Below are 23,080 nucleotides of genomic sequence, written 5' to 3'. Positions count from 1 at the left end.
CGGGCTCAGGCCGTGGCGCGGGCCTTGCCCGGGTCGTCGTCCTCGGGGAGCTTCAGGACGCGCTCCAGGAACAGGGCGGCGGCGACCACGGCCGCCCCGGCGAGGACCGAGGCGCCCGCGTACCAGGCCTGGTCGCGGCGGGCGGGGACGTCCAGGGCGTCGGTCAGCAGGAAGACGCCGACGCCCCCGTACATGCCCGCCACCAGGGCCGCGACCAGGGCGCTCGCCTGGCCGAAGACCACCGCCCGGGCCGCCATCAGCGGCTCCACGCCCTTCGCCCCCGGGCGGCGCTCCCGCTGGGCCTTGAGGCGGGCGCGCATCGACAGGGCCGTCGCCAGCAGGACGACGGCGATCACCGCCAGCACGATCGGCGCGGCCAGCGGAACGCCCGGCAGGGTGCCGTACGCGTTCCACAGGCGGGCGCCCGCCCAGGACAGCACCCCGGCGATCGCGAAGATGCCCGCCAGGACCGCCGGCCTCAGTTGCTTCACTTGCCCGTCCCCTGTTCAGTGACTGCTACCTGAACACGCTAACGGCTACTCCGGCAGGCGGAGTTCCAGGTCGGGGCGCGCCGTGACACCGGTGAGGCCGATCGCGGCCAGCAGTTCGGCGACGGGGCCGCGGCCGGGCAGCTGGGCCGCGGGGTCGATGTCGTGCCAGGGGGCCAGCACGAAGGACCGCAGGTGCGCCCGGGGGTGCGGGAGGGTGAGGACGGGGTCGTCGGAGACCACGTCGGCGTACGTCACGATGTCGACGTCGATCGTGCGCGGCCCCCAGCGCTCCTCGCGGACGCGGTCGAAGGCCTCCTCGATCGCGTGGGCCCGCTCCAGCAGGGAGGAGGGCGGCAGCGTGGTCTTCAGCGCGACGACGGCGTTCAGGTACGAGGGCTGCGAGCCGGGCTCGACGCCCCACGGCTCCGTCTCGTAGACCGGGGAGACGGCCTTGACCCGCAGCCCCGGGGTGTCGCCGAGGGCGTCGATGGCGCCCTGGAGGGTGTCCAGGCGGTTGCCGAGGTTCGCGCCGAGCGCGACGACGGCCCACTTGGGGTTGGACAGGGTGGTGTCCGCCGCGTCGACCGCCTCGACGACGGAGGCGGGTACCGGCTGGACGGTGGGGTCGCTCTGGGCGCTCAGTCCGTTGTTCATGCGCGGCTCCGGGTGATCGTGATGGTCACGTCGTCGAAGGGGACGGTGATCGGCGCGTCCGGCTTGTGGACGACGACCTCCACCTGTGCGACCGCCTCGTGCTTGAGGCACTGCTGGGCGATCCGCTCGGCGAGGGTCTCGATCAGGTCCACGGGCTCGCCCTGGACCACGTCCACGACCTCCTCGGCCACGACCCCGTAGTGCACGGTCTTGGCCAGGTCGTCCCCGGCGGCGGCCGGGCGGGTGTCCAGGTGCAGCACGAGGTCGACGATGAAGGTCTGGCCCTCTTCGCGTTCCCGGGGGAAGACGCCGTGGTGCCCGCGAGCCTTGAGGCCGCGCAGCGCGACACGATCCACGCGAATCACTCCTGCTTTCGTAGGTGCTTCCGGTCCCGGGGCTCCCCGGGGCCATGGGCCCACGCCGAGTGCGGTCGGCGTCGTCCGCCTTCGAATTTACCTGCGATATACCCCGGGCCCCGCCCTTGGGGTCAGCCGGAGCCCTCTTCTTCCTCGTCATCGGAGTCCGTGAGCACCGGAGAACCGTGGTGGGACCAGAGGCGCCAGCCCTCCGGTGTGCGTCGGAACACATTCGTGGCGACGACCAGCTGGCCGACCAGCGGGCCCAGCTCCCCGGCCTCGGGGGAGGGGCCCCCGCTGAGGATGTTCTCCGTGCAGGTGACCAGGGCGGTGTCACCTATGAGGGCCACCTTGGTGTCGGTCAGGAAGAACTGGATGTACTCCGTGTGGGACATGATCAGCGCGTACGAGCGCAGGACCTCGCCCCGCCCCGAGAGCACCGGCCACCCGGGGTGGACGCAGGAGATCTCGTCCTCGAGCCAGAGCGCCGACAGCGTGTCGAAGTCCCCCTGCTCCATGGCCGCGTAGAACGCCGTGTTGGCCTCTTCGACGGCTTCGATGTCGGTACGGCTCACCGTGCCCCTTCCCTGTACGTCCGGCGGGTGTGCGTCGGGCGGGTCACAGAGCCCCTTCCACGGCACGGGCCACCCGAACCGCGTCGGCGGTCGCCCGTACCTCGTGCACCCGTACGGCCCAGGCGCCCTGGTGCGCGGCGATGGCCGAGACGGCGGCCGTGGCGGCGTCCCGCTCGCGGGCCGGCGGCGGGGCGGTGTCGGCGGTGCCGGCCAGGACCCGGCCGAGGAAGCGCTTGCGGGAGGCGGCGACGAGCAGCGGGAAGCCGAGGGCGCGCAGCTCGGGGAGGCGGGCGACGAGGGCGAGGTCGTGCTCGGCGTTCTTGGCGAAGCCGAGGCCGGGGTCGACGACGATCCGCTCGGGGGCGATGCCGCCGGAGACGACGGCGTCGATGCGGGTGCGGAGCTCGGCGGCGACCTCGCCGAGGACGTCGTCGTAGACGGCGAGGCTGTTCATGTTGTCGCTGAAGCCGCGCCAGTGCATGACCACGAAGGGGACCTCGGCGGCGGCGACGGCCGGGATCATCCCGGGGTCGGCGAGGCCGCCGCTGACGTCGTTGACGAGGCGGGCGCCGGCGGCGACGGCCTGCGCGGCGACGGCCGCGCGCATGGTGTCCACGGAGACGGTGACGCCCTCGGAGGCCAGGCCCCGGACGACCGGCACGACCCGGCGGAGCTCTTCCTCGGCGTCGACGCGGGTGGCTCCGGGGCGGGTGGACTCGCCGCCGACGTCGACGAGGTCGGCGCCCTGGGCGACGAGCTCGAGGCCGCGCTTGACGGCCGCGGTGGTGTCGAACCACCGGCCGCCGTCGGAGAAGGAGTCCGGGGTGACGTTGACGACGCCCATGACCGCGCAGCGGTCCCAGTCGGGCAGCCCTGCGACGTTGCCCCTGGGGGCCGGCCCGAGGTTGCTGTTCATGGGCCCAGGGTAGAGCCCCTGCCCTGGCCGGGCGGTTCTGAGGCTTGGCCGCTGCCCTGGCCGGGCCGTCTGCGGGTGGTCGGCCGCTGCGCGGGCTGGGTCCCCTACCCGCCCTTCCACCGTTCCCAGGGGCTCCGCCCCTGACCCCGGTACCGGACGCTCCGCGCCCGGTGCGCTCAAACGCCGCGCGGGCTGGATTGCCCGCAGGGCAATTCCAGCCCCGCCGGCGTTTGAGGCGCGGGGGTCTGGGGGCGGAGCCCCCAGGGAACGGTGGAAGGGCGGGTAGGGGACCCCGGCTCCGCGCAGCGGCATCGCACCCGCACCCGACCCACCGGCCCCGCAACGCGAACCGGCCCCGCCCCGCATCCGACAGCCGGAGGCTGTCGCAGCGGCGCGAAGCCGGGGAGGCCCCCAGGGGCCGAGCCGCGCGAGCGGCGCGTCAAGAAGGGCTACGCGGCCTGGACCTCGCGGTCCTGCTGGGACGGGACCTTGGCCGGGTGGACCGCATGCGTGCAGGTGCGCACCGGCTTCGGCCGTCGCCGGCTGGCGAAGAGGCGGGGGAGGGCCAGGGTGACGAAGCCCTCCGCCTGCATCACGGCGAAGCCGATGCGCGGCAGGTCGCGGTGGTGCCGGTAGACCATGAAGCGCGGCTCCCAGCGGGGGCGGAACTTCTCGTTGAACTTGTACAGCGACTCGATCTGGAACCAGCGCGAGAGGAAGACGAGCAGGCCGCGCCAGGCCCGCAGCACCGGTCCGGCGCCGATCTTCTCGCCGCGGGCCAGGGCCGCGCGGAACATCGCGAAGTTCAGGGAGACCTTCTCGATCTTCAGCTCGGGGGCCTGCTGGAGGGAGGCGACGATCAGCAGCTCGTTCATGCCGGGGTCGGCCCCGCGGTCGCGGCGCATCATCTCCAGCGACATGCCGTCCTTGCCCCACGGCACGAAGTGCTGGATGGCCTTGAGGTCGCCGAAGGGGCTGGTGTCGCCCTCCTCCACGCGGTGCGCGGTGGCGATGATGCAGTCGCCGTCGCCCGGGTCGCCGACGCGGCCCAGGGCCATGGAGAAGCCGCGCTCGGTGTCGGTGCCGCGCCAGGCCTCGGCGGCGCCGCGCACGGCGGTCAGCTCTTCCTCGGTGAGCTCGCTGACCCGGCGGACCTTGGTGGTGTAGCCGTTGCGCTCGATGCGCTTGACCATCTGGCGGACGTTGCGCATCGGGCGGCCCGCGAGGGAGAAGTCTTTGACGTCGACGATGGCCTCGTCACCGAGTTCCAGGGCGTCCAGGCCGGTCTCACGGGTCCAGACCTCGCCGCCGGTCTCGCTGCAGCCGACGACGGCGGGGGTCCAGGAGTGGGCCTTGGCCTCTTCCATGAACCGCTCGATGGCGCCGGGCCAGGCCTCGACGTCGCCGACCGGGTCGCCGGAGGCGAGCATCACGCCGGAGACCACGCGGTAGGTGACGGCGGCCTTGCCGCTGGGGGAGAAGACGACGGCCTTGTCGCGGCGGAGCGCGAAGTGGCCGAGGGAGTCGCGGCCGCCGTGCCGGGCGAGCAGCTCGCGCAGCTTGTCCTCGTCGTCGGAGGTGAGCTGCGCGGCCGGGTGCTCGGGGCGGAAGGCCAGGTAGATGGTGGTGACGGCGGTCAGCATGCCGAGGGCGCCGAGGGAGTAGCCGACGGTCCAGGAGACCCGCCCGGCGTAGTCGACGGGGCCCTCGAAGCCGAAGAGGCCGTAGACGACGTGGGTGATCTGCTCGTACAGGCTGGGGCGGCCGACGACCTTGCCCGGGTGCACGTTGACGATGACGAGGCCGAGGCCGATGGAGCCGGCGCTCATCAGGACGAAGTTGGCGAGGGCCTTCCAGCGGCTGCGCGGGTCCGGCAGGGCCTTGAATTCGGCCTGGTGGCGGATGAGCAGGGCGAGGAGGACGGCCGAGATGACCACGCCGATGACCGAGTGGCGGTACGCGAACTGCGCGACGGCGCCGGCGGGCAGCAGGACCACGGCGGCCCGCCAGGCGCGGCGCTTGCGGCGCTTGAGACCGTGCGCGAGCAGCAGGATGAGCACGCCCGCGCTGATGGAGAGGGCCGCGGCGAAGGGGCCCAGGGAGCCGGGCAGCACCTCGGTGACCGCGTGGATCCGGCTGTGGCGGAATCGCGGGAAGACGCCCGCCGCGATGTCCAGAAGGCCGACGATCATGACGGCCGTACCTACGAGACCGGGCACCGACTCCGGTCGTGGTCCGCGGAAGATTCGCCGGACCGTACTCGGAACCTGTCCCGACTTATCGCCATCTATCCTGCTAGACATCGCTTCCCGTTGCTCCGCGAGAGATCATGTGGCCGAAGGCCGCGACAGCCTCCGGAGTGTGGTGCGTCCACTAGGACGACATCGGCGGGTGGCGGGTTCACTCTTCCGTCGGAAAAATCCAGTCCTGCCATCAGAAAGTCGACTGACTGCTCATGGGTCTCACCAGTAATACGGTTCTGGTCCTGGCCATCATCGCGGGCGTGGCCCTGTTCGCGGTCACGGTCTGGGCCTGGCCGAAGCTCTCGGGGCGCGGTGTGCGCGCGGTCCTCGGCCGGATCGGCCTGCTGCTCGCGACCCAGCTGGCGCTGTTCTCGGCAGTCGGTCTCGCGGCGAACAAGTCGTTCCTCTTCTACGGATCGTGGGCCGACCTGTTCGGGCAGGAGACGGCCGTCGGCAAGGTCGTCGACCACTCGATGAGCAGCAAGGACATCAAGGTCGTCGACAAGCAGCACCTGGACGTGCCGGGCGGGTCCAAGCCGCAGGTCGGCGGGCAGATCCTGAAAGTGGCCATAACCGGGCAGAAGTCGAAGATAACGAGCCCCGGCTACGTGTGGCTGCCGCCGGAGTACTTCCAGCCGCAGCACAAGGACCAGAACTTTCCGGCTTCGATCGTCCTGACGGGCTACCCGGGCACCGCCGAGAACCTGATCAAAGGGCTGAACTACCCGATGACGGCCTTCAAGCAGGCCAAGGCGGGCAAGATGAAGCCGATGATCCTGGTCATGCTGCGGCCGACCATCGCGCCGCCGCGCGACACCGAGTGCGTGGACATACCCGATGGCCCGCAGACCGAGACCTTCTTCGCGCAGGACCTGCCGCAGGCCATCCAGTCCACCTTCCGGGTGGGCAAGAAGCCGCAGAACATGGGCTTCATCGGCAACTCCACGGGCGGCTACTGCGCCCTGAAGATCGCCGCGCACCACCCGCAGACCTTCGGTGCGGGCGTGGGCCTGTCCGCCTACTACAAGGCGGCGGACGACGCGACGACCGGTGACCTGTTCCACGGAGACGCCAAGCTGAAGGCCCGCGCGGACGTCCTGCAGAGCATGCAGGACAAGAAGCCGGCCGGCACGTCCTTCCTGGTCACGACCAGTGAGAAGGGCGAGGACAACCTGAACGACACGAAGAAGTTCATCAAGCTGGTCAAGGGCCCGGACCGGGTCTCCTCGATCGTGCTCGACAGCGGCGGCCACAACTTCAACACCTGGCGCCGCGAGATCCCGCCGATGCTGGTGTGGCTGAGCGGCCGCATCCAGGCCTGATCCCCCGCGGGGGCGGTACGTACGCGAAGGGCCCGGCTCCGGCCAGGCCCTTCCTGCGTGTCCGGGGCCGCTCAGGCGTCCGGGAGGCCGGCCCGGCGCAGGGCCCGGTGCACGTCCGTGGGGGTCAGTACGCCGGCCAGCGCGCCGGAGTCCGGGTCGGTGACCCCGATCCGGCCGGAGTCCTCCTGGAGGAGGGCGGCGAGGGCCTCGCGCAGGGAGGCGCCCAGGGGCACCGTCGCGGCGGGGGCCGGGCCGCCGTCGGGGGCGGTCAGGTCGGCCGCCGCGACGGGGGTGACCGCGAGCCGCCTGAGCCCGCGGTCGGCGCCGACGAAGGAGGCGACGTACTCGGTGGCGGGCGCGGCGAGCACGGCGGCCGGGCGGGCGAACTGCTCGATGGTGCCGTGTCCGTAGACCGCGATCCGGTCGCCGAGCCGGACGGCCTCCTCCAGGTCGTGCGTGACCAGCAGGATCGTCTTGCGGACGGTCTTCTGGAGGGTGAGGAACTCGTTCTGGAGCCGCTCGCGCACCACCGGGTCCACCGCGCCGAACGGCTCGTCCATCAGCAGCACCGGCGGGTCGGCGGCGAGCGCGCGGGCCACGCCGACGCGCTGGCGCTGCCCGCCCGACAGCTGCTGCGGGTACCGGCCCCCGTAGACGGCCGGATCCAGCCCCACGAGTTCGAGGAGTTCGGCGGCCCGGGCGCGGGCCTTCGCCTTGGGGGTGCCGATCAGCTGGGGCACGGTCGCCGTGTTCTCCAGGACCGTCTTGTGGGGGAACAGCCCGACCTGCTGGATGACGTACCCGATGCGGCGGCGCAGTTCGACCGGGTCGGCGGCGGCGATGTCCTCGCCGTCCAGCAGGATCCGCCCGGAGGTCGGCTCGATCAGCCGGTTGACCATCTTCATAGTGGTCGTCTTGCCGCAGCCGGACGGGCCCACCAGCGTGACCAGCTCGCCCTCCGCGACCTCGAAGGACAGCTCCTCGACGGCCGTCGTCCCGTCGGGGTAGCGCTTGGTCACTCGCTCGAATCGGATCACCCGGCCATCCTCCCCCAACGGTCTGCCCGGATGGGCGAAGGGTTTGTCAGGGGAGTGTTGCAGCTGTGCGAATGAATCCGGCCATCACGGGCACCGGGGGTTATGGTCGCTCGGAGGCCGGTCTGCGGCACGCGCGTGCGAGTGGGGGAAGGGGTGGGCGGGATGGCCGGGCAGGGCTGCCTGGTGGCGAACGACTGGATCTGCTGGGAGTACGTCACCTCCCGCTCCGCCGAACTCGCCGACGCCACCGTCGAACACGTCTGGATCACCGCCGCGTCGGTGCTGATCGGCGTGGCCGTGGCCGTGCCGCTGGCCCTGCTGGCCCGCCGCGGCCGCCGCTGGGCGGCGCCCGTGCTGGGCCTGACCACCCTGCTCTACACGATCCCCTCGCTCGCCATGTTCTCCCTGCTGCTGCCCTTCTTCGGGCTGTCGGCGGCGCTCGTGGTGACCGGTCTGGTGCTGTACTCGCTGACCATCCTGGTCCGCAACGTGCTGGCCGGTCTGGAGGCCGTCCCCGAGGACGTGCGGGAGGCCGCGCGCGGCATGGGTTACGGCCCGGCCCGGCTGCTGTGGCAGGTCGAACTCCCGCTGGCGCTGCCCGCGCTGCTCGCCGGGGTGCGGATCGCCACCGTGTCGACGGTGGCGCTGACCACCGTCGGATCGATCGTCGGCAAGGGCGGGCTGGGCAACCTGATCGCCCCCGCCGTGAACAGCTCCTTCAAGGCCCAGGTGCTCACGGCCTCCGTGCTGTGCGTGCTGCTCGCGCTCGTCGCCGACCTGCTGCTGCTCGGCGTGCAGCGGCTGCTGACCCCGTGGACGCGGCCCGGCCGCCGTTCCACGGGGGCGAAGGCGGCGCCGGTGGCGGCCACCGCGACGGCGAAGGGGGCGTGAGGGCGTGGGCGTGATGACGCAGGCCTGGGACTGGCTGGCCGACGGGGCCAACTGGTCCGGCGAGGCGGGCGTGTGGCACCGGCTCGGCGAGCACGTCTACGTCAGCGGGATCGCCCTGGCCGTCGCCTGCGCGGTGGCCCTGCCGGTCGGGCTGTGGCTCGGCCACCTCGGCAAGGGCGGCACCCTCGCGGTGAACGTCTCCAACGCCGGGCGGGCCGTGCCGGTGTTCGCGGTGCTGGCCCTGTTCATGGTCTCGCCGCTGCGCAGCGCGGGCTACCTGCCCACCATCGTCGCGCTGGTGCTGTTCGCGGTGCCCCCGCTGCTGACCAACGCGTACGTGGGCATGCGCGAGGTGGACCGCTCGGTGGTCGAGGCGGCCCGGGGCATGGGCATGTCCGGGCGCCAGCTGTTCCTGCGCGTGGAACTGCCCCTCGCGCGCCCGCTGGTGATGACCGGGCTGCGCTCGGCCGCCGTGCAGGTCGTCGCCACCGCCACGATCGCGGCGATGGTCGGCCAGGGCGGCCTGGGCCGGATCATCACCGCCGGATTCAACACGTACAACACCCCGCAGGTGGTGGCGGGCGCCGTGCTGGTGGCGCTGCTGGCCCTGGTGGTGGAGGGCGCGCTGGTGGCGGCGGACCGGCTGCTGCCGGGGGCCCCGTCGCGCTGAGGCGCGGCGGGCCGCGGGCCGTCCTCCTTCTCGTCGATCCCTAAGGAGCATCATGAGCAAGTCCACGCGCGTCCTCGGCGCGACCCTGGGCGCGGTGGCCCTGACCGTCTCGCTCGCCGCGTGCGGCGGCGAGAGCCTGGAGAAGGCGAAGGACGGCGGCTCCGCCTCGGCCCCCGCCGGGGGCGGCGGCAAGGGGAAGCTGGTGGTCGGCGCGGCGGGCTTCACCGAGTCCAACGTGCTGGCGGAGCTGTACGCGCAGGTCCTGCGCGGGGCCGGCTACGACACCTCGATCACCACCGTCAACAACCGCGAGCTGTACGAGCCGTCGCTGGAGAAGGGCGAGATCGACGTCGTCCCGGAGTACGCGGCCACGCTCGCGGAGTTCCTGAACGCCAAGGTGAACGGTCCGAACGCGCCCAAGGAGAAGCCGGTCGCCTCCAGCGACGCGGCGGCGACCGTCGCGGCGCTGGAGAAGCTCGCGGCGCCGCTCGGGCTGAAGGCCCTCCCGGCGGGCTCGGCGGTCGACCAGAACGCCTTCGCGGTCAGCAGGGAATTCGCGCAGAAGAACAACCTCAAGTCCCTTTCCGATCTTGGAAAGTCGGGGCTGAAGGTGAAGATCGCGGCGGGTGACGAATGCGCCGTCCGCCCCTTCTGCGCACCGGGGCTGGAGAAGGCGTACGGAATCTCCGTTTCCGGTATTGATCCCAAGGGCGTCGGCACCCCGCAGGCCAAGCAGGCCGTCAAGGACGGGGTCGACCAGCTGGTGCTGACCACCACCACCGACGCCACCCTCGACGCCTACGGCCTGGTCCTGCTGGAGGACGACAAGAAGCTCCAGAACGCGGACAACGTGCTGCCCGTCGTCAACGCCAAGGACGCCGGGGCCCCGGAGGTCGCCGCCGCCCTCGACGGGCTCACCAAGGTGCTGACGACCGCCGACCTCGTCGAGCTGAACCGCAAGGTGGACGCGGAGCGGGCCAAGCCCGCCGACGTCGCGAAGGCCTATCTGGACTCCAAGGGCCTTCTGAAGAAGCAGTAGTTACGTGTTTGATGGCCAATTGTGGGGTAACTGCCCGGGAACAGATTGCCGGGCGGGTACCCCACGCGCCGCCCACGCCCTGTAAATTTCAGGCCATGCCCCGTGGACGCCACCGCAATCCCGAGCCCCTGCACCGACTTCTCACGCCGACGGCCGTCGCCGGGGTTTCCGTGGCCAGCGCCGGTGCGGCCTGGTTCCTCGCGGAACCCCTCGCGCTGCGCCTGCTCGTGGCCCTCACGGCGGCCGCGGGCGTGGGCGGTGCCGTCCTCATGCGCTCCTGGGACCGGGCGGCCGGCCGCCGGGTCGCGGAGCTGGCCCGCGAGCGGGTCAAGGACGAGTGGAAGACGGACGAGCGGATAGCCGAGCTCGAATCCGACATCGAGGAAGCCCGCCTGCTGCGCGCCCGCCTCGACGCCAAGCTGCGCGCCAAGCGCGTCGAACTGGCGGGCCTGCGCGGGGAGCACGCCGCGCTCCTGCGCCGGTACGCGACCGCCGAGACCGAGCGCGCCACCGCCCTGGAGAAGCGCCGGCTGCTGGCCCTCGAAGCCGCCGCGGCCCCGGCGTCCGGCCCCAAGGAGCTGCCCGCCGTCTCCGAGGAGCGCACCGGCGCCGGAGCGCCCACCCCGGTCGGCTACGCCCGGGCCCACGCCGCGATGTCCGCCCTGGCGCGCAAGGCGCAGGAGCAGTCCGCCGCGGCGGCCGAGCACGCCCGCCCGGCCGCCCCCGCCCCCGCCCCCGCGCAGGTGGCGGTCCCGGCCCGCCGGCCGGCCGCGCCGGTGTCCCCGTACGCGGCCCAGCGCCGCACCGCCTCCCGGGTCGAGGGCGGCTTCGACTTCTTCGGCACCAAGAACGCCGCGCAGGCCCGCGCCGTGATCGAGTCCGTGCAGAACGAGGACCTCGCGGACGTGGTCGGCGCCGAGGCCCTGGCCGTCCACAAGGCGGAGACCGCGGGCGGCGCGGCCGAGCCGGAGTTCAAGGCCCCCACCCCCGAACAGGAGGCGGTGGGCCAGGTCATCGACCTGACGGCCCACGACGAGACCGAGCCCATCGACGTGGTCCGGCTCCGCACGGCCATCTCCTAGGCGGGGCCCGGTGCGCGAGCGCCGCACGGGCGGCCCCGGCGAGGTCTTCGACTGCCCGTGCTGCTTCCTGCCGACCCTGGAGTCGAGCGCCTGCTTCGAGATCTGCGGCGAGTGCGGCTGGGAGGACGACGGCCAGGACGACGGGGACGCCGACCGGGTCTGGGGCGGCCCCAACGGCGACCAGAGCCTCACCGACGCCCGGCGCGAGTACCGGGAGTGGGCGGCCGAGGACCCGGACGAGAGCTCGGTGGGCCGGGGCGGGGACGGGGCGTGGCGGACCGCGGCCCGTGAAGTCCTGCGGGAGCGCGGCGGGGACCCAGAGGGTCCGGCGTAGCGGTCGCCGGTCGTCCACAGCCTGTGCACGAGCGGTGCGCGGCGGGTTCAGGTCCAGGGGCTCAAGGGCTCAAGGGCTCAGGGGCCCGAGGGCTCAGGGGAAGACGAGCACCAGGCCCACCGCGAGCAGCTCCAGCAGCAGCTGGGCCGTCAGAGCCTTGCCGCGGAGCCTCTCCGGCGCGGCCAGAGCCGCCACCAGCGCCAGTGCCGCCGCACCGCACAACACCAGGAAGAAGACCCCGGGGAAGGGTGCGCAGCCGCCCTTCACCAGGCAGCGGGAGCCCTCCTCGGTGGTCAGGACCAGGATCTTCGCCGCCACCAGCGCGGGCACGAACAGCCCGGCGGCGATCAGCGCGCGCACGTGCGCGCGGGAGCCGGTGGTGGCGGTCGGGGGCTGCGGGGTCCAGGTCATGCGGCCATCCTGGCCCGGCGGGCCGGCCCGGGGATCCGTACGCGTACTCAGGCCGTCCGGCCCCCGTACCCAGGGGGCGTGGACCGGGCGGCTCAGAACAGCGGCAGCTGGCCCGGGTTCGGGCCGAGGACGAAGCCGTCCAGGGTCGGCGCGGAGGCGCCCAGCACCACCCGGGCCCGGGAGCCGGGGCAGGACACCATGTCGGCCCGGCCGCGCCCGGCGGGAGGGTCGTGGCGGGCGATCCGGCCGGCCGTCACCGCGCAGTCGCGGCCGCAGGCGGGGCAGGCCCGGCGGGGGGAGTGGGACATGCCCCCAGTCTGCCCTGCCGCACCGACAGCGAAGCCGTCAGGCCCGGGACGCCCGCCACCGCCGGTGCGCCTCGTCCACGCGGGCCCACAGGGCGTCCCGGTCGGCGGCCGTCAGATCGGCGAGGCTCCGTCGGAACACGCGCTCCATGACCTCGAAGAACTCCTGCTGCCCGGCCACTTCCCGCTTCTCGGCCGTCTTCCCGGCGGAGACCCGGCTCAGGACGCGGCCGCGCATGACGTCGATGCCGTCGGCGTCCCGCCGGAGCAGCGCGAGGGTCCGTACGAAGGGGGAGTCGGGGGAGGTCGTCAGCCAGGTGTGCATCTCCTCGAAGTCGGCCGTCGTGGCGGGCGCGTCGCGGAAGTTGACCCGCGGCGTGCTGCTGCCGGGGGAGAGGTAGCTCCAGCCCGGGCCCTCGCCCTCCAGGGGGTCCAGCCGCTCCAGCGCGCAGTGGAAGCCGCCCTGCTCGTACGGGCCCTCGCGCAGCGGCAGCGGCTCGTAAGGGCCGTCCCCGAGACCGGCGTCCACCCAGTACGCCGCCCCGTCCACGCGGACCGTCAGGGTCAGGTGCTGGCCGTTGACCACGCGCGAGGCGGCGTCGTCCTCGACACCACCGAGGTGGCGGGTCACGTCGTACCCCAGGTGCTCCAGGAGCGCGGCGAAGGCGCCGTTGAGGTGGAAGCAGTAACCGCCGAACCCCGCGCCCAGCCGCCGCACCGACAGCGCGGGGTCGATCCCGGGCGGCCGGCCCACATGGATGTCGACGTTGTCGTAGGCGATGCGCTCCAGGTGGGCGCGCTGGAGCGCGAACAGCCCCTCGGCGGAGGGGGCGCCGGGGTCGGCCAGGCCGAGGCGGCGCAGGTAGTCCGGGTACGTGCCAGTGGTCATGGGGGCACCCTAGGAGGCCCCACGGACAGGCCGGGGCGGATTCCCGCCGGCCTGTCAGGTCGCCCCGCCCGCCGCCGTCCTACTTGTCGATGTCGCCGACCACGAAGAAGAGCGACCCGAGGATCGACACCATGTCCGCTACCAGCTGCCCCGGCAGCAGCACGGCCAGCGCCTGGATGTTGTTGAAGGAGGCGCTGCGCAGCTTCAGCCGGTACGGGGTCTTCTCGCCCTTCGAGACCAGGTAGTAGCCGTTGATGCCGAGCGGGTTCTCCGTCCAGGCGTACGTGGCCCCCTCGGGCGCCTTCAGCACCTTCGGCAGCCGCTGGTTGACCGGCCCCGGCGGCAGCTCCGCCATCCGGTCCAGGCAGGCCACGGCCAGGTCGAGGGCGTTGTGCGTCTGGTCGAGCAGCACCTCGAAGCGGGCCAGGCAGTCGCCCTCGGTACGGGTGACGACCTTCAGCACGTCGGCCAGCTCGCCGTACGCCAGGTACGGCTCGTCGCGGCGCAGGTCGAAGTCCACGCCGGAGGCGCGGGCGATCGGGCCGGACACCCCGTACGCGTGCACCGCCTCGGCGGACAGGACGCCCACCCCGCGGGTGCGGGCCCGGAAGATCTCGTTGCCGTGGACCAGCTTGTCGTAGACGTCCATGCGGGTGCGGACGTCGGCGATGGCCGCACGGGCCCGGCCCAGCCAGCCGGCCGGGAGGTCCTCCTTGAGGCCGCCGACCCGGTTGAACATGTAGTGCATGCGGCCGCCGGAGATCTCCTCCATCACGGCCTGGAGCTCCTCGCGCTCGCGGAACGCGTGGAAGATCGGGGTGATGCCGCCCAGCTCCAGGGGGTAGGACCCGAGGAACATCAGGTGGTTCAGGACCCGGTTCAGCTCGGCCAGCAGCGTCCGCATCCACACCGCGCGCTCGGGGACCTCCATGCCGAGCATCCGCTCGACGGCCATGACCACGCCGAGCTCGTTGGAGAACGCCGACAGCCAGTCGTGGCGGTTCGCGAGCATCACGATCTGGCGGTAGTCGCGCGCCTCGAAGAGCTTCTCGGCACCCCGGTGCATGTAGCCGACCACCGGCTCGGCGCTGGCGATCCGCTCGCCGTCCAGGACGAGCCGCAGGCGCAGCACGCCGTGGGTGGAAGGGTGCTGGGGTCCGATGTTGAGCACCATGTCGGTGCTCTCCGCCGCACCGCCGATGCCGACCGTGGTCTCCGTCATGGGCGCATTGTCTCAGTCCTAGGCTGGGCGCATGGATACGGGGACGAAGGGTGAGACGGGCCGCCCGGAGTGGGTGGGCCTGCCGGAGGGGCTGCGCGGGGTCCGCAGGCTGCTGCTGGTGATCTGGATGGCGGTGCTCACGGTGGCGACCGGCGTGTCGCTGGGGCTGGCGTTCGGTCCGGGCTGGGCGGCCCTCGCCGCGTTCTGGCCCGCCGTGCTGGTCTGGGGATGGGTGCTGATCGGACGGAACTGGCGGTCCTGGCGGTACGCGGAGCGCGCGGACGACCTGCTGATCAGCCGGGGCGTGCTGTGGCGGGAGGAGACCGTGGTCCCGTACGGGCGGATGCAGCTGGTGGAGGTCACCTCGGGCCCGCTGGAGCGCCGCTTCGGCCTGGCCTCGGTCCAGCTCCACACGGCGGCCGCGGCGACCGACGCCAAGATCCCGGGCCTGGCCCCCGCCGAGGCCGAACGCCTCCGTGACCGGCTGACCGCCCTGGGCGAAGCCAGGTCGGCGGGGCTGTGACGCCGAACCCCTCCGTGGAGGACCCCGGAACCGCGCCCCCGGCCGGCGGCGAGCGGCGGCTGCACGTGCTGACCCCGCTGCGCCGGGCCTGGGTGCCGATCGCCGCCCTCGGCGGGGCCGTCGTCCAGCAGGGCGAGCGGGCCCAGGAATGGGTCACCGGCCTCACCCCCGGCGTACGCCTGCTCGTACTGGCCGGGGTGGTGCTCTTCTTCGGCACGTACGGCTTCCTCAGCTGGTGGTTCACCCGCTACGCCGTCACCGACACCGAGCTCCGCATCCGCACCGGCCTGATCTTCCGCCGCACCGCCCACATCCGCCTCGACCGCATCCAGGCCGTGGACGTCACCCGCCCGATGCTGGCCCGGATCGCCGGGGTCGCCAAACTCCGGCTCGACGTCATCGGCACCGCGGACAAGGACGAGCTGGCCTTCCTCGACGAACGCGAAGCCGTCGCCCTGCGCGCCGAGCTGCTGGCCCGCGCGGCCGGATTCGCGCCCGCCGACGCCGTCACCGTCGGCCAGGCCCCCGCGCGGGAGCTGCTGCGGGTGTCCGTACGGGACCTGGTGGTCTCGCTGCTGCTCGGCCTCGACACCTGGGCGGCGCTCGTCGGCGGGATCGTCGCCCCGCTGGTCGTGTGGCGGGTCAGCGACAACCTCTGGGCGGCCGCGGTCATCCTGCTGCCGATGCTCGGCGCGGCCTGGAGCGGCACCGTCGGCCGCTTCCTCACCGGGTACGACTGGACCGTCGCCGAGTCCCCCGACGGGCTGCGCCTGGACCACGGACTGCTGGACCGGGCCCACGAGACGGTCCCGCCGGGGCGCGTGCAGGCCGTACGGATCGTGGAGCCGCTGCTGTGGCGGCGGCGCGGCTGGGTCCGGGTGGAGCTGGCCGTGGCCGGCTCCAAGAACGGGGTGCTGGTCCCGGTGGCCACCCGGGCCGCCGCCCACGCCCTGATCGCCCGCGTCCTGCCGGGCGCGGACCCGGCCGGCCTGGAGTTCAGCCCCTCCCCGCGCACCGGCTCGCGCTGGGTGGTCCCGGTGTGGTGGAAGGGGTACGGCCTGGCCGTCTCGGAGCAGGTCTTCGCCGCCCGGCGGGGCCGCCTGTGCCGGCGCACGGAGATCGTTCCGCATGCGAAGGTACAGAGCGTGCGCCGCTCCCAGGGCCCCTGGGAGCGCGCCCGGGGGGTGGCCGACGTCCACGTGGACACCGGCGCGAACACCACCGTCACCGCCCGGCTGCGCCCCGCCGCCGAGGCCGACCGGCTGCTGCACGACCAGGCGGTCCGCTCCCGCACCTCCCGCGCCGCGGCCCGCCCCGACCGATGGATGACCTGACATGACGACGGCCTACGAGCGGCTGCTCGGCACCGACTTCGAGGGCGCGCCCACCGGCGACCCGTACGAGGTGATCTGGGAGGGTGAGGACCACCCCGCCCACCGTGACCGGGTACCCGGCCTCACCGCCCTCCTCGACGATCCGGACGCGGGCTGCGGCGAACGCCTCATGGCCCTGATCGCCCTGGTCCACTGGGCCGAACCCGCCGGATACGGAGCGGTCCTGGAGGCCGCCGCCACCGACCCCCGGGCCGCCTTCTGGTACGGCTGGGAGACCGACCGGTGGTTCTCGGCGGACCGCAGCTACGGCCTCTTCTGCGAAGCCGCCGTCCGCAGTGCGGAGTTGGCGGCGGAGAAGGGCACTTCGGAGCTGCGTGCCGCCACCCTGCGCGCCCTGGTCGGCCTCGCCGACCGGGAGGGCTTCGACGACCGGCTCGGCGACTGCCTCGACACCGCATCCGTACGCGACTGCCTGCCCGGGATCCGCGCGGCCGTCGACCGGGGCCTCGCCGGGATGCGGGCCGGCGAGCGCTACCACTTCGACGTGGAGACCCAACTCGTCGGCCTGGCCGGAGCGGTGACCCTCGTCGACGAGGAACTCGCCGTGGAACTGCTGCGGACGCTGCTCGACAACGCCCCCTCCGGCCGGGCCCTCCGGCATGCCGCGGGCCCCGTCTCCCGGTGCCAGGGCCCGTCCGGCCGGGCCCTGGCGGACCGGCTGCGGGACGCCGGGGACGACTACGTACGGGAGGTCCTGGGGGACCGGGAACCCGCGGGGGGTGTTTTTCGGACAGACGTTCAGGCTGAATGAAACCGTGTTTGTGTTCGCAACGTCCCTTCGGTAGACAGGTACGCACGCAAGTGACGGAACAACACGTCAGGGGTGGGTGAATGAAGTTCGACATGGGCAGCACGACGCTGTCCGAGCTGGGCAAGGCCACGAGCGGCTCCAGTGACGACCTCGGCACGCTGATCAAGCTGCTGATCGCCGCGGCGGACCCGCTGGAGGGCAAGTTCAACGGCGTCGGCCGGGCCGCGTTCGACTCGTTCAAGCAGCGCTCCGACGCGATCACCGGCGAGCTGAACGCCTCGCTGCGCGCCATCCTCGGCGGTCAGGCGGGGATGGACACCTCGTTCACGACCGGTGACCAGGAACAGGGCGACAACGCCCACCAGAACATGGGCTCCGCGAACTTCGACGCCGCTCGCTTCGGCGCGCGCTGACACCCGGGGGACTGACAGACATGGCGAACCAGGACCGCACCTCGTACGACATCGCCGCCTCCGTGGAGGTCCAGGGCGGACTCGACGGGATCATCGGCCGGCTGGAGCAGGTGCTCGGCGACCGCGAGAACGCGGTGAAGGCCGCGATGCTCGAGTTCCAGGCCGACGGCGTCTCCGACGAGTACCACGGCAAGGAACTCCGCTGGAACAAGGCGGCGAACGAGGTGCGCAACATCATCCGCCTCGTCCGCACCACGCTGGACCAGAACGACGCGACCGCACAGGCCACGCTGCAGAAGGCCAAGACGGCGGTCGCCAACATCGGCTGACGCCGGGACGCACGCCGGACGAGGGACGCGAGGACACGGGGGTAGGGCATGGACTGGGACATCAAGCCGTCCGGCGTGCAGGGGGTCGTCAACAAGACGATCACGGCCGCCGAGGGCTTCCAGAAGGCGGGCAAGTCGCTCCAGACGGAGCTGCCGGAGGCCGCGAAGCACGCGGGCACCATCACGCCGGGCGGCGGCAGCTCCGGCGAGGGCGGCGGCATGGGCCCGATCGCCGGCGCGCTGGGTGAGCTCATGCAGTCCCACGACTACCGGCTCGCGTACATCGGCAAGCGCACGGAGGCCTCCATCAACGGGGCGATCAATGCCACGACGGCCTACGTGCAGGGCAACATCGAGCAGGCGCAGAACGCGCAGAACGAAGCCCTGAAGGAGCCCAAGATCGACCTTCCGGGGGCTGGTCAGAAGTGACCGACCACGTACCGATCAATCCGTGCACGATCCCGCAGTTCACGGGTGACCTGGACGCGTTGGAGCAGGACCACGCGGCGATCACGGCGGCCGCGGGGACGTTCCGCGACGCGGGGTCGAACGTGGACTCCGAGTTCCAGGGCCTCTCGGCCTTCTACGCCGCCCCGGAAGCGGCCCAGCTGTTCGCGACGACCAAGCCGGTGAAGACGGACAGCGACTTCTTCGCCGACCAGCTCGAATCCGCGGCCAAAGCGCTGGGCGAGTACGTCACCGAGGCCCGTCCGATCGTCGCCCGCCTGAAGGAGCTCCAGGCGAAGGCGACGACCTTCACGAGCAAGATCGCCGGGGACGAGCACTGGAAGGACGACGGGAAGAAGATCGACGAGAACAACGATCTGATCCACGACGTCAACGCGGCCGCCGAAGCCTTCTGGGCGGCCGAGCGGACCTGCGCGAACAAGATCCGCGCCCTGTACTGCGCCCCGCCCCTGACCGTCAACGACGGGTCCAACGGCGCGAACATGTACGGCTACAAGGCCGATGACCTGAACAAGGTCCAGGACCTGCCGTGGGGTTCGCAGCTGGAGGAAACGCACCGCTGGTACGAGATCGGACACTGGGCGAAGTCGTTCGTGTGGGACGGGCTCATCGTCGACGGGATCTGGGGCACGATCCGCGGCCTCGGCACCCTCGTCGGCGTCGACGGCTGGGACGCCGCCGGCCAGGCCTGGACCGGCCTGGCGAAACTCGCCACCGGCCTCGCCATCACGTCGATGCCGGGTGTGGGTGCGGCGTTCTGGGCGGCGGACGACAAGCAGCTGCCCGGCTGGCTGAAGGACTCCCGCACGGCGATGAAGGAGACCGGCAAGGCCCTGGTGGCGTGGGACGAGTGGGGCAAGAACCCCGCCCGCGCGGCGGGTGCGGTCACGTTCAACGTCCTGACGACCGTCTTCACCGGCGGCGCCGGCACCGCCGCCAAGACCGGCGCGGTCGCCAAGGTCCTCAGCGTGGCCGGCAAGGCCGGCCGCCTGATCGACCCGATCACCTACATCGGCAAGGCCGGCTCCCTCGCGAAGCTGAAGATCGGCGACCTGTTCGCGAACCTCGGCAAGGCCGACGGGGCGTTCCCGAAGGTCGACGACGTCATCTGGCGAGACCTCCCGAAGGCCGACGCGCCGGGGGTGAAGTTCCCGCACCCGGACGACACCGTGCAGCTCACCGACGACGCCCTCGGGCGGCCGCAGTACTTCGACAAGGTCACCAACCAGCTCCTGGACCACAAGGGCCTCCCGAAGCAGGACCTCACCTCGGTCCCCAAGGGCCCCGACCACCCCCTCGCCGAAGTCCCGGTACGTCAGGAAGTTCCGGTCGGCGTCGGCGCCCACACCGCGGACGTCACCTCCCACACCCCCGCCGGCACCGCCACCCACACCCCGGGCGGAGCCGCGTCCCACACCCCGGGCGGCACCGCCGACAACCTGCCGCACAACAGCCACACCGAACCCGGCGGCAACGGCGGCACGGGCGGCCACGGCAACACCGACACCACCCCCACCGGCGGCCACACGGACACCCCCTCCACCGGCGGCCACGGCGACGGCCCCACCACGGGCGGCGGCGGCCACGGCGACGGCCCCACCATCCCGCACCAGGGCGAGGGCCCCGGTGGCGGCACTCCAGGGCACGGCGGCGATGAGGGTGTCGGCAACGGCGGCGGGCACGAGAACCCGGTCAACGAGCATCCTCTGGGCAGCCCCGAGAACCCGCACCCGATCAGCGACACCCAGCAAGCCGACTTCATGAAGAGCCAGGCCGAACTGGACGCGCTCAGCAGGAAGAAGCAAGTCGACCTGGTCGGCCGTGGCGTCGAGTTCAACGGTCAGAAGTTCAAGCCGGAGGCACCGCTGCTGAAGGGTGCGAAGCATGGAATTGACTGGACCGAGGGTCCGGCGCGTGCGAGTAAGGAAATGAAGCCGCAAGGAAAGTTCGGGACTCCTGCGGATGTCCACTACGCTACGGTGCGCGCCGCTGAACTGGGGCCCGGAAAGACCGGATTCTTCAAGCTTCCGGAGGGTCACGGCTGCATCGAGTACATGCCCGACGGTACGACGCGAACGCCGAATGCTCTCTTTGTCAAGGTGTACCCGAATGGCAAGGTGCACGCTTACCCGACCATGCGATAGGAACGACGATGAGTTTCTCGATCCAGGCAGGCTGCCCCGCTATTCGGAGGTGTGAGTCCGCAGCAGACATGGCCGACGCGGTCGGTGAGCTGTATTCCTCCGAGGTGGAGGACGCCATCCTGGTATGGAACCTGGTGCCGATCCGGGTTCCCTACGGATACGACCTCGCCGCTCTCGTCGATGACCTGGTCCCCCTCCTGGAGGATGTCAGGCGGCCGGAATTTTCGGAGACCGATGTCTTCTGGGGGTCCGACACGTTCTCGGCCGAATGGCGAATCGTCCGCGAGGGGGATTCCCTCAGGATCGGGGCGCGCTGGCACAGCACGCTCGGGAACTATGAGTCGCTGCTGGCCGAGCGCGGCGATTCGGTGGTCCCTGTGGAGGAGTTCGTCAGCGAGTGGGCGAAGGTGCTGCGGCGGATCGTGGCCGATATCGAGGCGGAATCGGTGGAGTTGGAGGATGACGACATCTTTCTCCGCGCCAAGGCGCTGCTGGCGGCCTGAGCTACAGCGGTGATCACGACCGAGCCGGTCGGGGAGTGGTTCTGGGAGCCCTCCCCCGTGCTCGATGCTGCCGGGAGCGGGGCTTCGCGGGCGGTCGCGCTGGTGGGGGAGGTCAGGGACGTCCTGGCTTCCCTCGGGCTGGTCGGTGACGGCGGGACGGGCTCGATCGAGCTCTGTGAGCTGTCGGCCATGGGCCGGCCGCTGTTCGGGCGGTGCGATGTGCCGCTCGACGTGCTGGCCGGGCAGGCGGCCGCCGTGCGGCTGCTGCCCGACCAACTCCTGACGGTGGTCCTCCGGCTCCCCGGCGAGTGGGTGGAGGCCGGGGTGCGACGGCGGGCCGAGGAGCTGTTCGTCGTACGGGTCCACCTGTGGGGCCAGGGGGGCGTGGTGCTCGGGATGGGCGTCTACGCCGACCCGTGGCTCACCCAGGACCTCCGGGAGCGGCCGCAGCCCGAGGTGGCCGCCGACAACGCGCCCCGGCTCGCCGCCGCGCTGAGGCGGATCTCCGCGCTGACGCGGTCGGAGGTCGACCCGGGCGACGAGACCCGGCACGCCCGCCCCACGCCGGACGGGTTCGCCGACCTGCTGGCGGAGGGAGCGGCGTACGCGGACTCCTGGGGCACGTTCGAGGTGCCCGCGCGCTGGCAGCGGCTCATGAAGCTCCTCCCCGGCGGATACGGGGAAGGGGACTACGAAGCCACCACCGAGGAACCCGTCCGGTACGCCGAAGTGCGGTGCGGGGAGCGGCTGCTCGGGTTCCTCTGGGCGTCCGCCGACGGCGCGGCCGGCTACGAGCCGCGCAGTGCGGCGGGGGACGCGGCCTTCGGGGCGGGCGTGCCCTGGCTGTTGCGGTTCCGCGCCGCGCGCAGGGGTGGGGCCCGGGCGTCGGAGGCGCTGGACGGCTGCCTCGGCCGGACCGAGGCGGGAGTCACCGTCGGAGCGGTCGTACACCGGGCGCCGTCGCCGGACGCGCTCGCGGAGCTTTCGGGGAGGGGCTGAGGATGTCGGCGTCGCGGATGCTGGAGCGGCTGCGGGCCGTGGACTGGGACATGCGGTGGGACCTGGCGTACGAGCGCTGCGGGTCCCGGCAGGTGCTGATGTGGGAGTACCTGCGGCGGGCCGCCGTGTGGGCGAAGGCCTGCGGGGCGGAGGCGGCGTGGCCGTTCTACGACGTCACGCCCTACGTGGATGCCGAGTTCGAGCTGCCGTCCGCGCAGGCGGCCGAACTGGAGGAACTCCAGCGCACGGTCTTCTGGGAGGAGCTCCGCAAGACCTGTGCCGGGGCCGTGCGTCTGGCGGGCCTGCGGGAGCGGGATCCGGACGCGGTGGCCGGGCTTCCCGACCCGTACGAGCCGCTCGTGCTGTTCTTCGAGCGCGGCGGGTCCTTCAGCCGTGACTGCTCCGGGGTGTTCATCGACCTCGTCGGGGTGATGTGCCGGCCCGGGAAGCCGGCCGGGTACCTCGGCAGCCGGCCCGTCGACGTGCTCGACGGGGCCGTGCTCGACGCGCTGGAGGGCGAGGGGCGCATCACGTACCACCAGGACGAGTACGCAGCGGGGCCGTTGTTCCGGAGTCGAGTGCAGCAGGACGTGCGGGCCGACGAGGTGCTGGGGCCCGATCTGCGCTGGGAGCCGGCGGAACTGCCGGGCGGGACGGCGGGTCTGGTCGAGGTGTCGCAGCTGGAGGCCGCCCGGCGGATCGGGCGGCTCGGCGCGGCCCGGTGATCCGGGCCGGGGTGGCTCGACGGCTTCGTCGAGTGCCCGGTGCGACGGGGACGTGGCAGGAACATGGCGGAACCGACGCCACCGGTTTCGGCGTCGTGAGGGGGCGTACTAGCGTCTGGGGCGACAGGGAGAAGGGAGGCCGGGGTGGCGGCTGAGGACTACGACAGCCAGTTGCTGGAGTCCGTCGCGGTGCGGCGGCGGCGGATGCGCGACGCCGTGCTGTTCGGTGCGCAGCGCGGACGGCGGGTGGCCGACGAGCGGATCGGGAAGGCCGTCGCCGGGCTGGTCATCGCGGCGGTGCTGTGCGCCGGCTGCGTCGGCTGGTCGTTCATCTCCCACCGCCTCATCGGCAAGGTCGGGACGCCCGGGCAGGTCAGTACTCGGTGATAGGTTC

General features: G+C 72.4%; 28 protein-coding genes. 17 read left to right on the top strand and 11 right to left on the bottom strand.

Translation table 11 applies throughout. The features are described from left to right. Window positions 1-5: 5 nt before the first annotated feature. The 6 genes from ACIPW5_RS36265 to ACIPW5_RS36240 all read right to left on the bottom strand — a co-directional run bounded on the left by ACIPW5_RS36265 (window position 6) and on the right by ACIPW5_RS36240 (window position 5,295). Window positions 6-491 carry a DUF3180 domain-containing protein gene (locus tag ACIPW5_RS36265; RefSeq protein WP_401254629.1) on the bottom strand — a complete coding sequence of 162 codons (486 nt, stop codon included), beginning with the start codon at window positions 489-491 and terminating at the stop codon, window positions 6-8. A gap of 45 nt (window positions 492-536) precedes the next feature. After that, a complete protein-coding gene (gene folK / locus ACIPW5_RS36260; protein ID WP_401254626.1) occupies window positions 537-1,145 on the bottom strand; it encodes a 2-amino-4-hydroxy-6-hydroxymethyldihydropteridine diphosphokinase in 609 nt (202 codons plus the stop codon). Next, window positions 1,142-1,501 carry a dihydroneopterin aldolase gene (gene folB / locus ACIPW5_RS36255; RefSeq protein ID WP_030010912.1) on the bottom strand — a complete coding sequence of 120 codons (360 nt, stop codon included), beginning with the start codon at window positions 1,499-1,501 and terminating at the stop codon, window positions 1,142-1,144. Before folB ends, folK begins: the two co-directional genes overlap by 4 nt. A 131-nt stretch (window positions 1,502-1,632) precedes the next feature. Then, entirely contained in the window at window positions 1,633-2,076 is a 444-nt protein-coding gene (locus ACIPW5_RS36250; protein WP_007264866.1) for a nuclear transport factor 2 family protein, read from the bottom strand. Window positions 2,077-2,119: 43 nt separating this feature from the next. After that, complete coding sequence (folP, locus tag ACIPW5_RS36245; RefSeq protein WP_401254622.1) at window positions 2,120-2,992, bottom strand: dihydropteroate synthase; 873 nt, start codon at window positions 2,990-2,992, stop codon at window positions 2,120-2,122. 449 nt (window positions 2,993-3,441) lie between these two features. Beyond that, window positions 3,442-5,295, bottom strand: a complete 1,854-nt coding sequence (locus ACIPW5_RS36240) for a phosphatidylglycerol lysyltransferase domain-containing protein (protein WP_401254619.1) — start codon at window positions 5,293-5,295, stop codon at window positions 3,442-3,444. A gap of 152 nt (window positions 5,296-5,447) precedes the next feature. Here ACIPW5_RS36240 and ACIPW5_RS36235 point away from each other — a divergent pair, with 152 nt between their 5' ends. After that, the gene (locus tag ACIPW5_RS36235; protein ID WP_401254616.1) at window positions 5,448-6,557 is read left to right on the top strand and encodes an alpha/beta hydrolase; all 1,110 of its coding nucleotides are present in this window, start codon (window positions 5,448-5,450) and stop codon (window positions 6,555-6,557) included. Between the two features lie 71 nt (window positions 6,558-6,628). On the opposite strand, the gene ACIPW5_RS36230 is transcribed toward ACIPW5_RS36235, so the two are convergent. Further along, a complete protein-coding gene (locus ACIPW5_RS36230; protein WP_401254614.1) occupies window positions 6,629-7,594 on the bottom strand; it encodes an ABC transporter ATP-binding protein in 966 nt (321 codons plus the stop codon). A 162-nt stretch (window positions 7,595-7,756) separates the two neighbouring features. On the opposite strand from ACIPW5_RS36230, the gene ACIPW5_RS36225 reads away from it, so the two are divergent. The 5 genes from ACIPW5_RS36225 to ACIPW5_RS36205 all read left to right on the top strand — a co-directional run bounded on the left by ACIPW5_RS36225 (window position 7,757) and on the right by ACIPW5_RS36205 (window position 11,610). Further along, window positions 7,757-8,485: an ABC transporter permease gene (locus ACIPW5_RS36225; protein WP_401254611.1), complete on the top strand. Its 729-nt coding sequence runs from the start codon at window positions 7,757-7,759 to the stop codon at window positions 8,483-8,485. A 4-nt stretch (window positions 8,486-8,489) separates the two neighbouring features. After that, window positions 8,490-9,155, top strand: coding sequence for an ABC transporter permease (locus tag ACIPW5_RS36220; RefSeq protein WP_401254608.1), 666 nt, complete (start codon window positions 8,490-8,492; stop codon window positions 9,153-9,155). A gap of 52 nt (window positions 9,156-9,207) precedes the next feature. Beyond that, entirely contained in the window at window positions 9,208-10,194 is a 987-nt protein-coding gene (locus ACIPW5_RS36215) for an ABC transporter substrate-binding protein (protein WP_401254605.1), read from the top strand. A 95-nt stretch (window positions 10,195-10,289) separates the two neighbouring features. Next, window positions 10,290-11,276, top strand: coding sequence for a hypothetical protein (locus tag ACIPW5_RS36210; protein WP_401254602.1), 987 nt, complete (start codon window positions 10,290-10,292; stop codon window positions 11,274-11,276). A gap of 10 nt (window positions 11,277-11,286) precedes the next feature. Then, on the top strand, window positions 11,287-11,610 hold the full coding sequence (locus tag ACIPW5_RS36205; protein WP_401254599.1) for a CPCC family cysteine-rich protein: 324 nt from the start codon (window positions 11,287-11,289) through the stop codon (window positions 11,608-11,610). 93 nt (window positions 11,611-11,703) lie between these two features. Here ACIPW5_RS36205 and ACIPW5_RS36200 read toward each other — a convergent pair whose 3' ends face one another. The 4 genes from ACIPW5_RS36200 to ACIPW5_RS36185 all read right to left on the bottom strand — a co-directional run bounded on the left by ACIPW5_RS36200 (window position 11,704) and on the right by ACIPW5_RS36185 (window position 14,437). Next, on the bottom strand, window positions 11,704-12,021 hold the full coding sequence (locus ACIPW5_RS36200) for a hypothetical protein (RefSeq protein WP_401254596.1): 318 nt from the start codon (window positions 12,019-12,021) through the stop codon (window positions 11,704-11,706). Window positions 12,022-12,113: 92 nt separating this feature from the next. Beyond that, window positions 12,114-12,329, bottom strand: coding sequence for a hypothetical protein (locus ACIPW5_RS36195; RefSeq protein WP_401254593.1), 216 nt, complete (start codon window positions 12,327-12,329; stop codon window positions 12,114-12,116). 37 nt (window positions 12,330-12,366) lie between these two features. After that, complete coding sequence (locus tag ACIPW5_RS36190; RefSeq protein ID WP_401254590.1) at window positions 12,367-13,215, bottom strand: arylamine N-acetyltransferase; 849 nt, start codon at window positions 13,213-13,215, stop codon at window positions 12,367-12,369. 79 nt (window positions 13,216-13,294) lie between these two features. Next, window positions 13,295-14,437 carry an NADH-quinone oxidoreductase subunit D gene (locus ACIPW5_RS36185; protein ID WP_401254587.1) on the bottom strand — a complete coding sequence of 381 codons (1,143 nt, stop codon included), beginning with the start codon at window positions 14,435-14,437 and terminating at the stop codon, window positions 13,295-13,297. A gap of 31 nt (window positions 14,438-14,468) precedes the next feature. Between ACIPW5_RS36185 and ACIPW5_RS36180 the strand changes: the two genes are divergently transcribed. From ACIPW5_RS36180 to ACIPW5_RS36130, 11 genes are all read left to right on the top strand, one after another. Then, entirely contained in the window at window positions 14,469-14,960 is a 492-nt protein-coding gene (locus ACIPW5_RS36180) for a PH domain-containing protein (protein WP_401254584.1), read from the top strand. Beyond that, window positions 14,957-16,294, top strand: a complete 1,338-nt coding sequence (locus tag ACIPW5_RS36175) for a PH domain-containing protein (RefSeq protein WP_401254581.1) — start codon at window positions 14,957-14,959, stop codon at window positions 16,292-16,294. Before ACIPW5_RS36180 ends, ACIPW5_RS36175 begins: the two co-directional genes overlap by 4 nt. Window position 16,295: 1 nt before the next feature. Further along, complete coding sequence (locus ACIPW5_RS36170) at window positions 16,296-17,105, top strand: hypothetical protein (protein ID WP_401254578.1); 810 nt, start codon at window positions 16,296-16,298, stop codon at window positions 17,103-17,105. A gap of 80 nt (window positions 17,106-17,185) precedes the next feature. After that, window positions 17,186-17,518, top strand: coding sequence for a hypothetical protein (locus tag ACIPW5_RS36165; protein ID WP_401254575.1), 333 nt, complete (start codon window positions 17,186-17,188; stop codon window positions 17,516-17,518). A 20-nt stretch (window positions 17,519-17,538) separates the two neighbouring features. After that, entirely contained in the window at window positions 17,539-17,847 is a 309-nt protein-coding gene (locus ACIPW5_RS36160; RefSeq protein WP_401254572.1) for a pore-forming ESAT-6 family protein, read from the top strand. Between the two features lie 48 nt (window positions 17,848-17,895). Beyond that, a complete protein-coding gene (locus tag ACIPW5_RS36155; protein ID WP_401254568.1) occupies window positions 17,896-18,276 on the top strand; it encodes a DUF6507 family protein in 381 nt (126 codons plus the stop codon). Beyond that, entirely contained in the window at window positions 18,273-20,459 is a 2,187-nt protein-coding gene (locus ACIPW5_RS36150) for a hypothetical protein (protein ID WP_401254565.1), read from the top strand. Before ACIPW5_RS36155 ends, ACIPW5_RS36150 begins: the two co-directional genes overlap by 4 nt. Window positions 20,460-20,467: 8 nt before the next feature. Beyond that, window positions 20,468-20,962: a hypothetical protein gene (locus tag ACIPW5_RS36145; protein ID WP_401254562.1), complete on the top strand. Its 495-nt coding sequence runs from the start codon at window positions 20,468-20,470 to the stop codon at window positions 20,960-20,962. 9 nt (window positions 20,963-20,971) lie between these two features. Beyond that, a complete protein-coding gene (locus ACIPW5_RS36140; protein WP_401254559.1) occupies window positions 20,972-21,961 on the top strand; it encodes a hypothetical protein in 990 nt (329 codons plus the stop codon). Window positions 21,962-21,963: 2 nt separating this feature from the next. Continuing rightward, window positions 21,964-22,686, top strand: coding sequence for a hypothetical protein (locus ACIPW5_RS36135; protein WP_401254556.1), 723 nt, complete (start codon window positions 21,964-21,966; stop codon window positions 22,684-22,686). Window positions 22,687-22,890: 204 nt separating this feature from the next. Next, window positions 22,891-23,073, top strand: a complete 183-nt coding sequence (locus tag ACIPW5_RS36130) for a hypothetical protein (protein ID WP_050779875.1) — start codon at window positions 22,891-22,893, stop codon at window positions 23,071-23,073. Window positions 23,074-23,080 lie beyond the last annotated feature (7 nt).

Origin of the sequence: Streptomyces sp. NPDC090077 (genome assembly GCF_044747545.1) — a bacterium.
GTDB lineage: Bacteria > Actinomycetota > Actinomycetes > Streptomycetales > Streptomycetaceae > Streptomyces.
The sequence above is the reverse complement of the archived record's forward strand: the minus strand, read 5'-3'. Positions and strand labels throughout refer to the sequence as shown.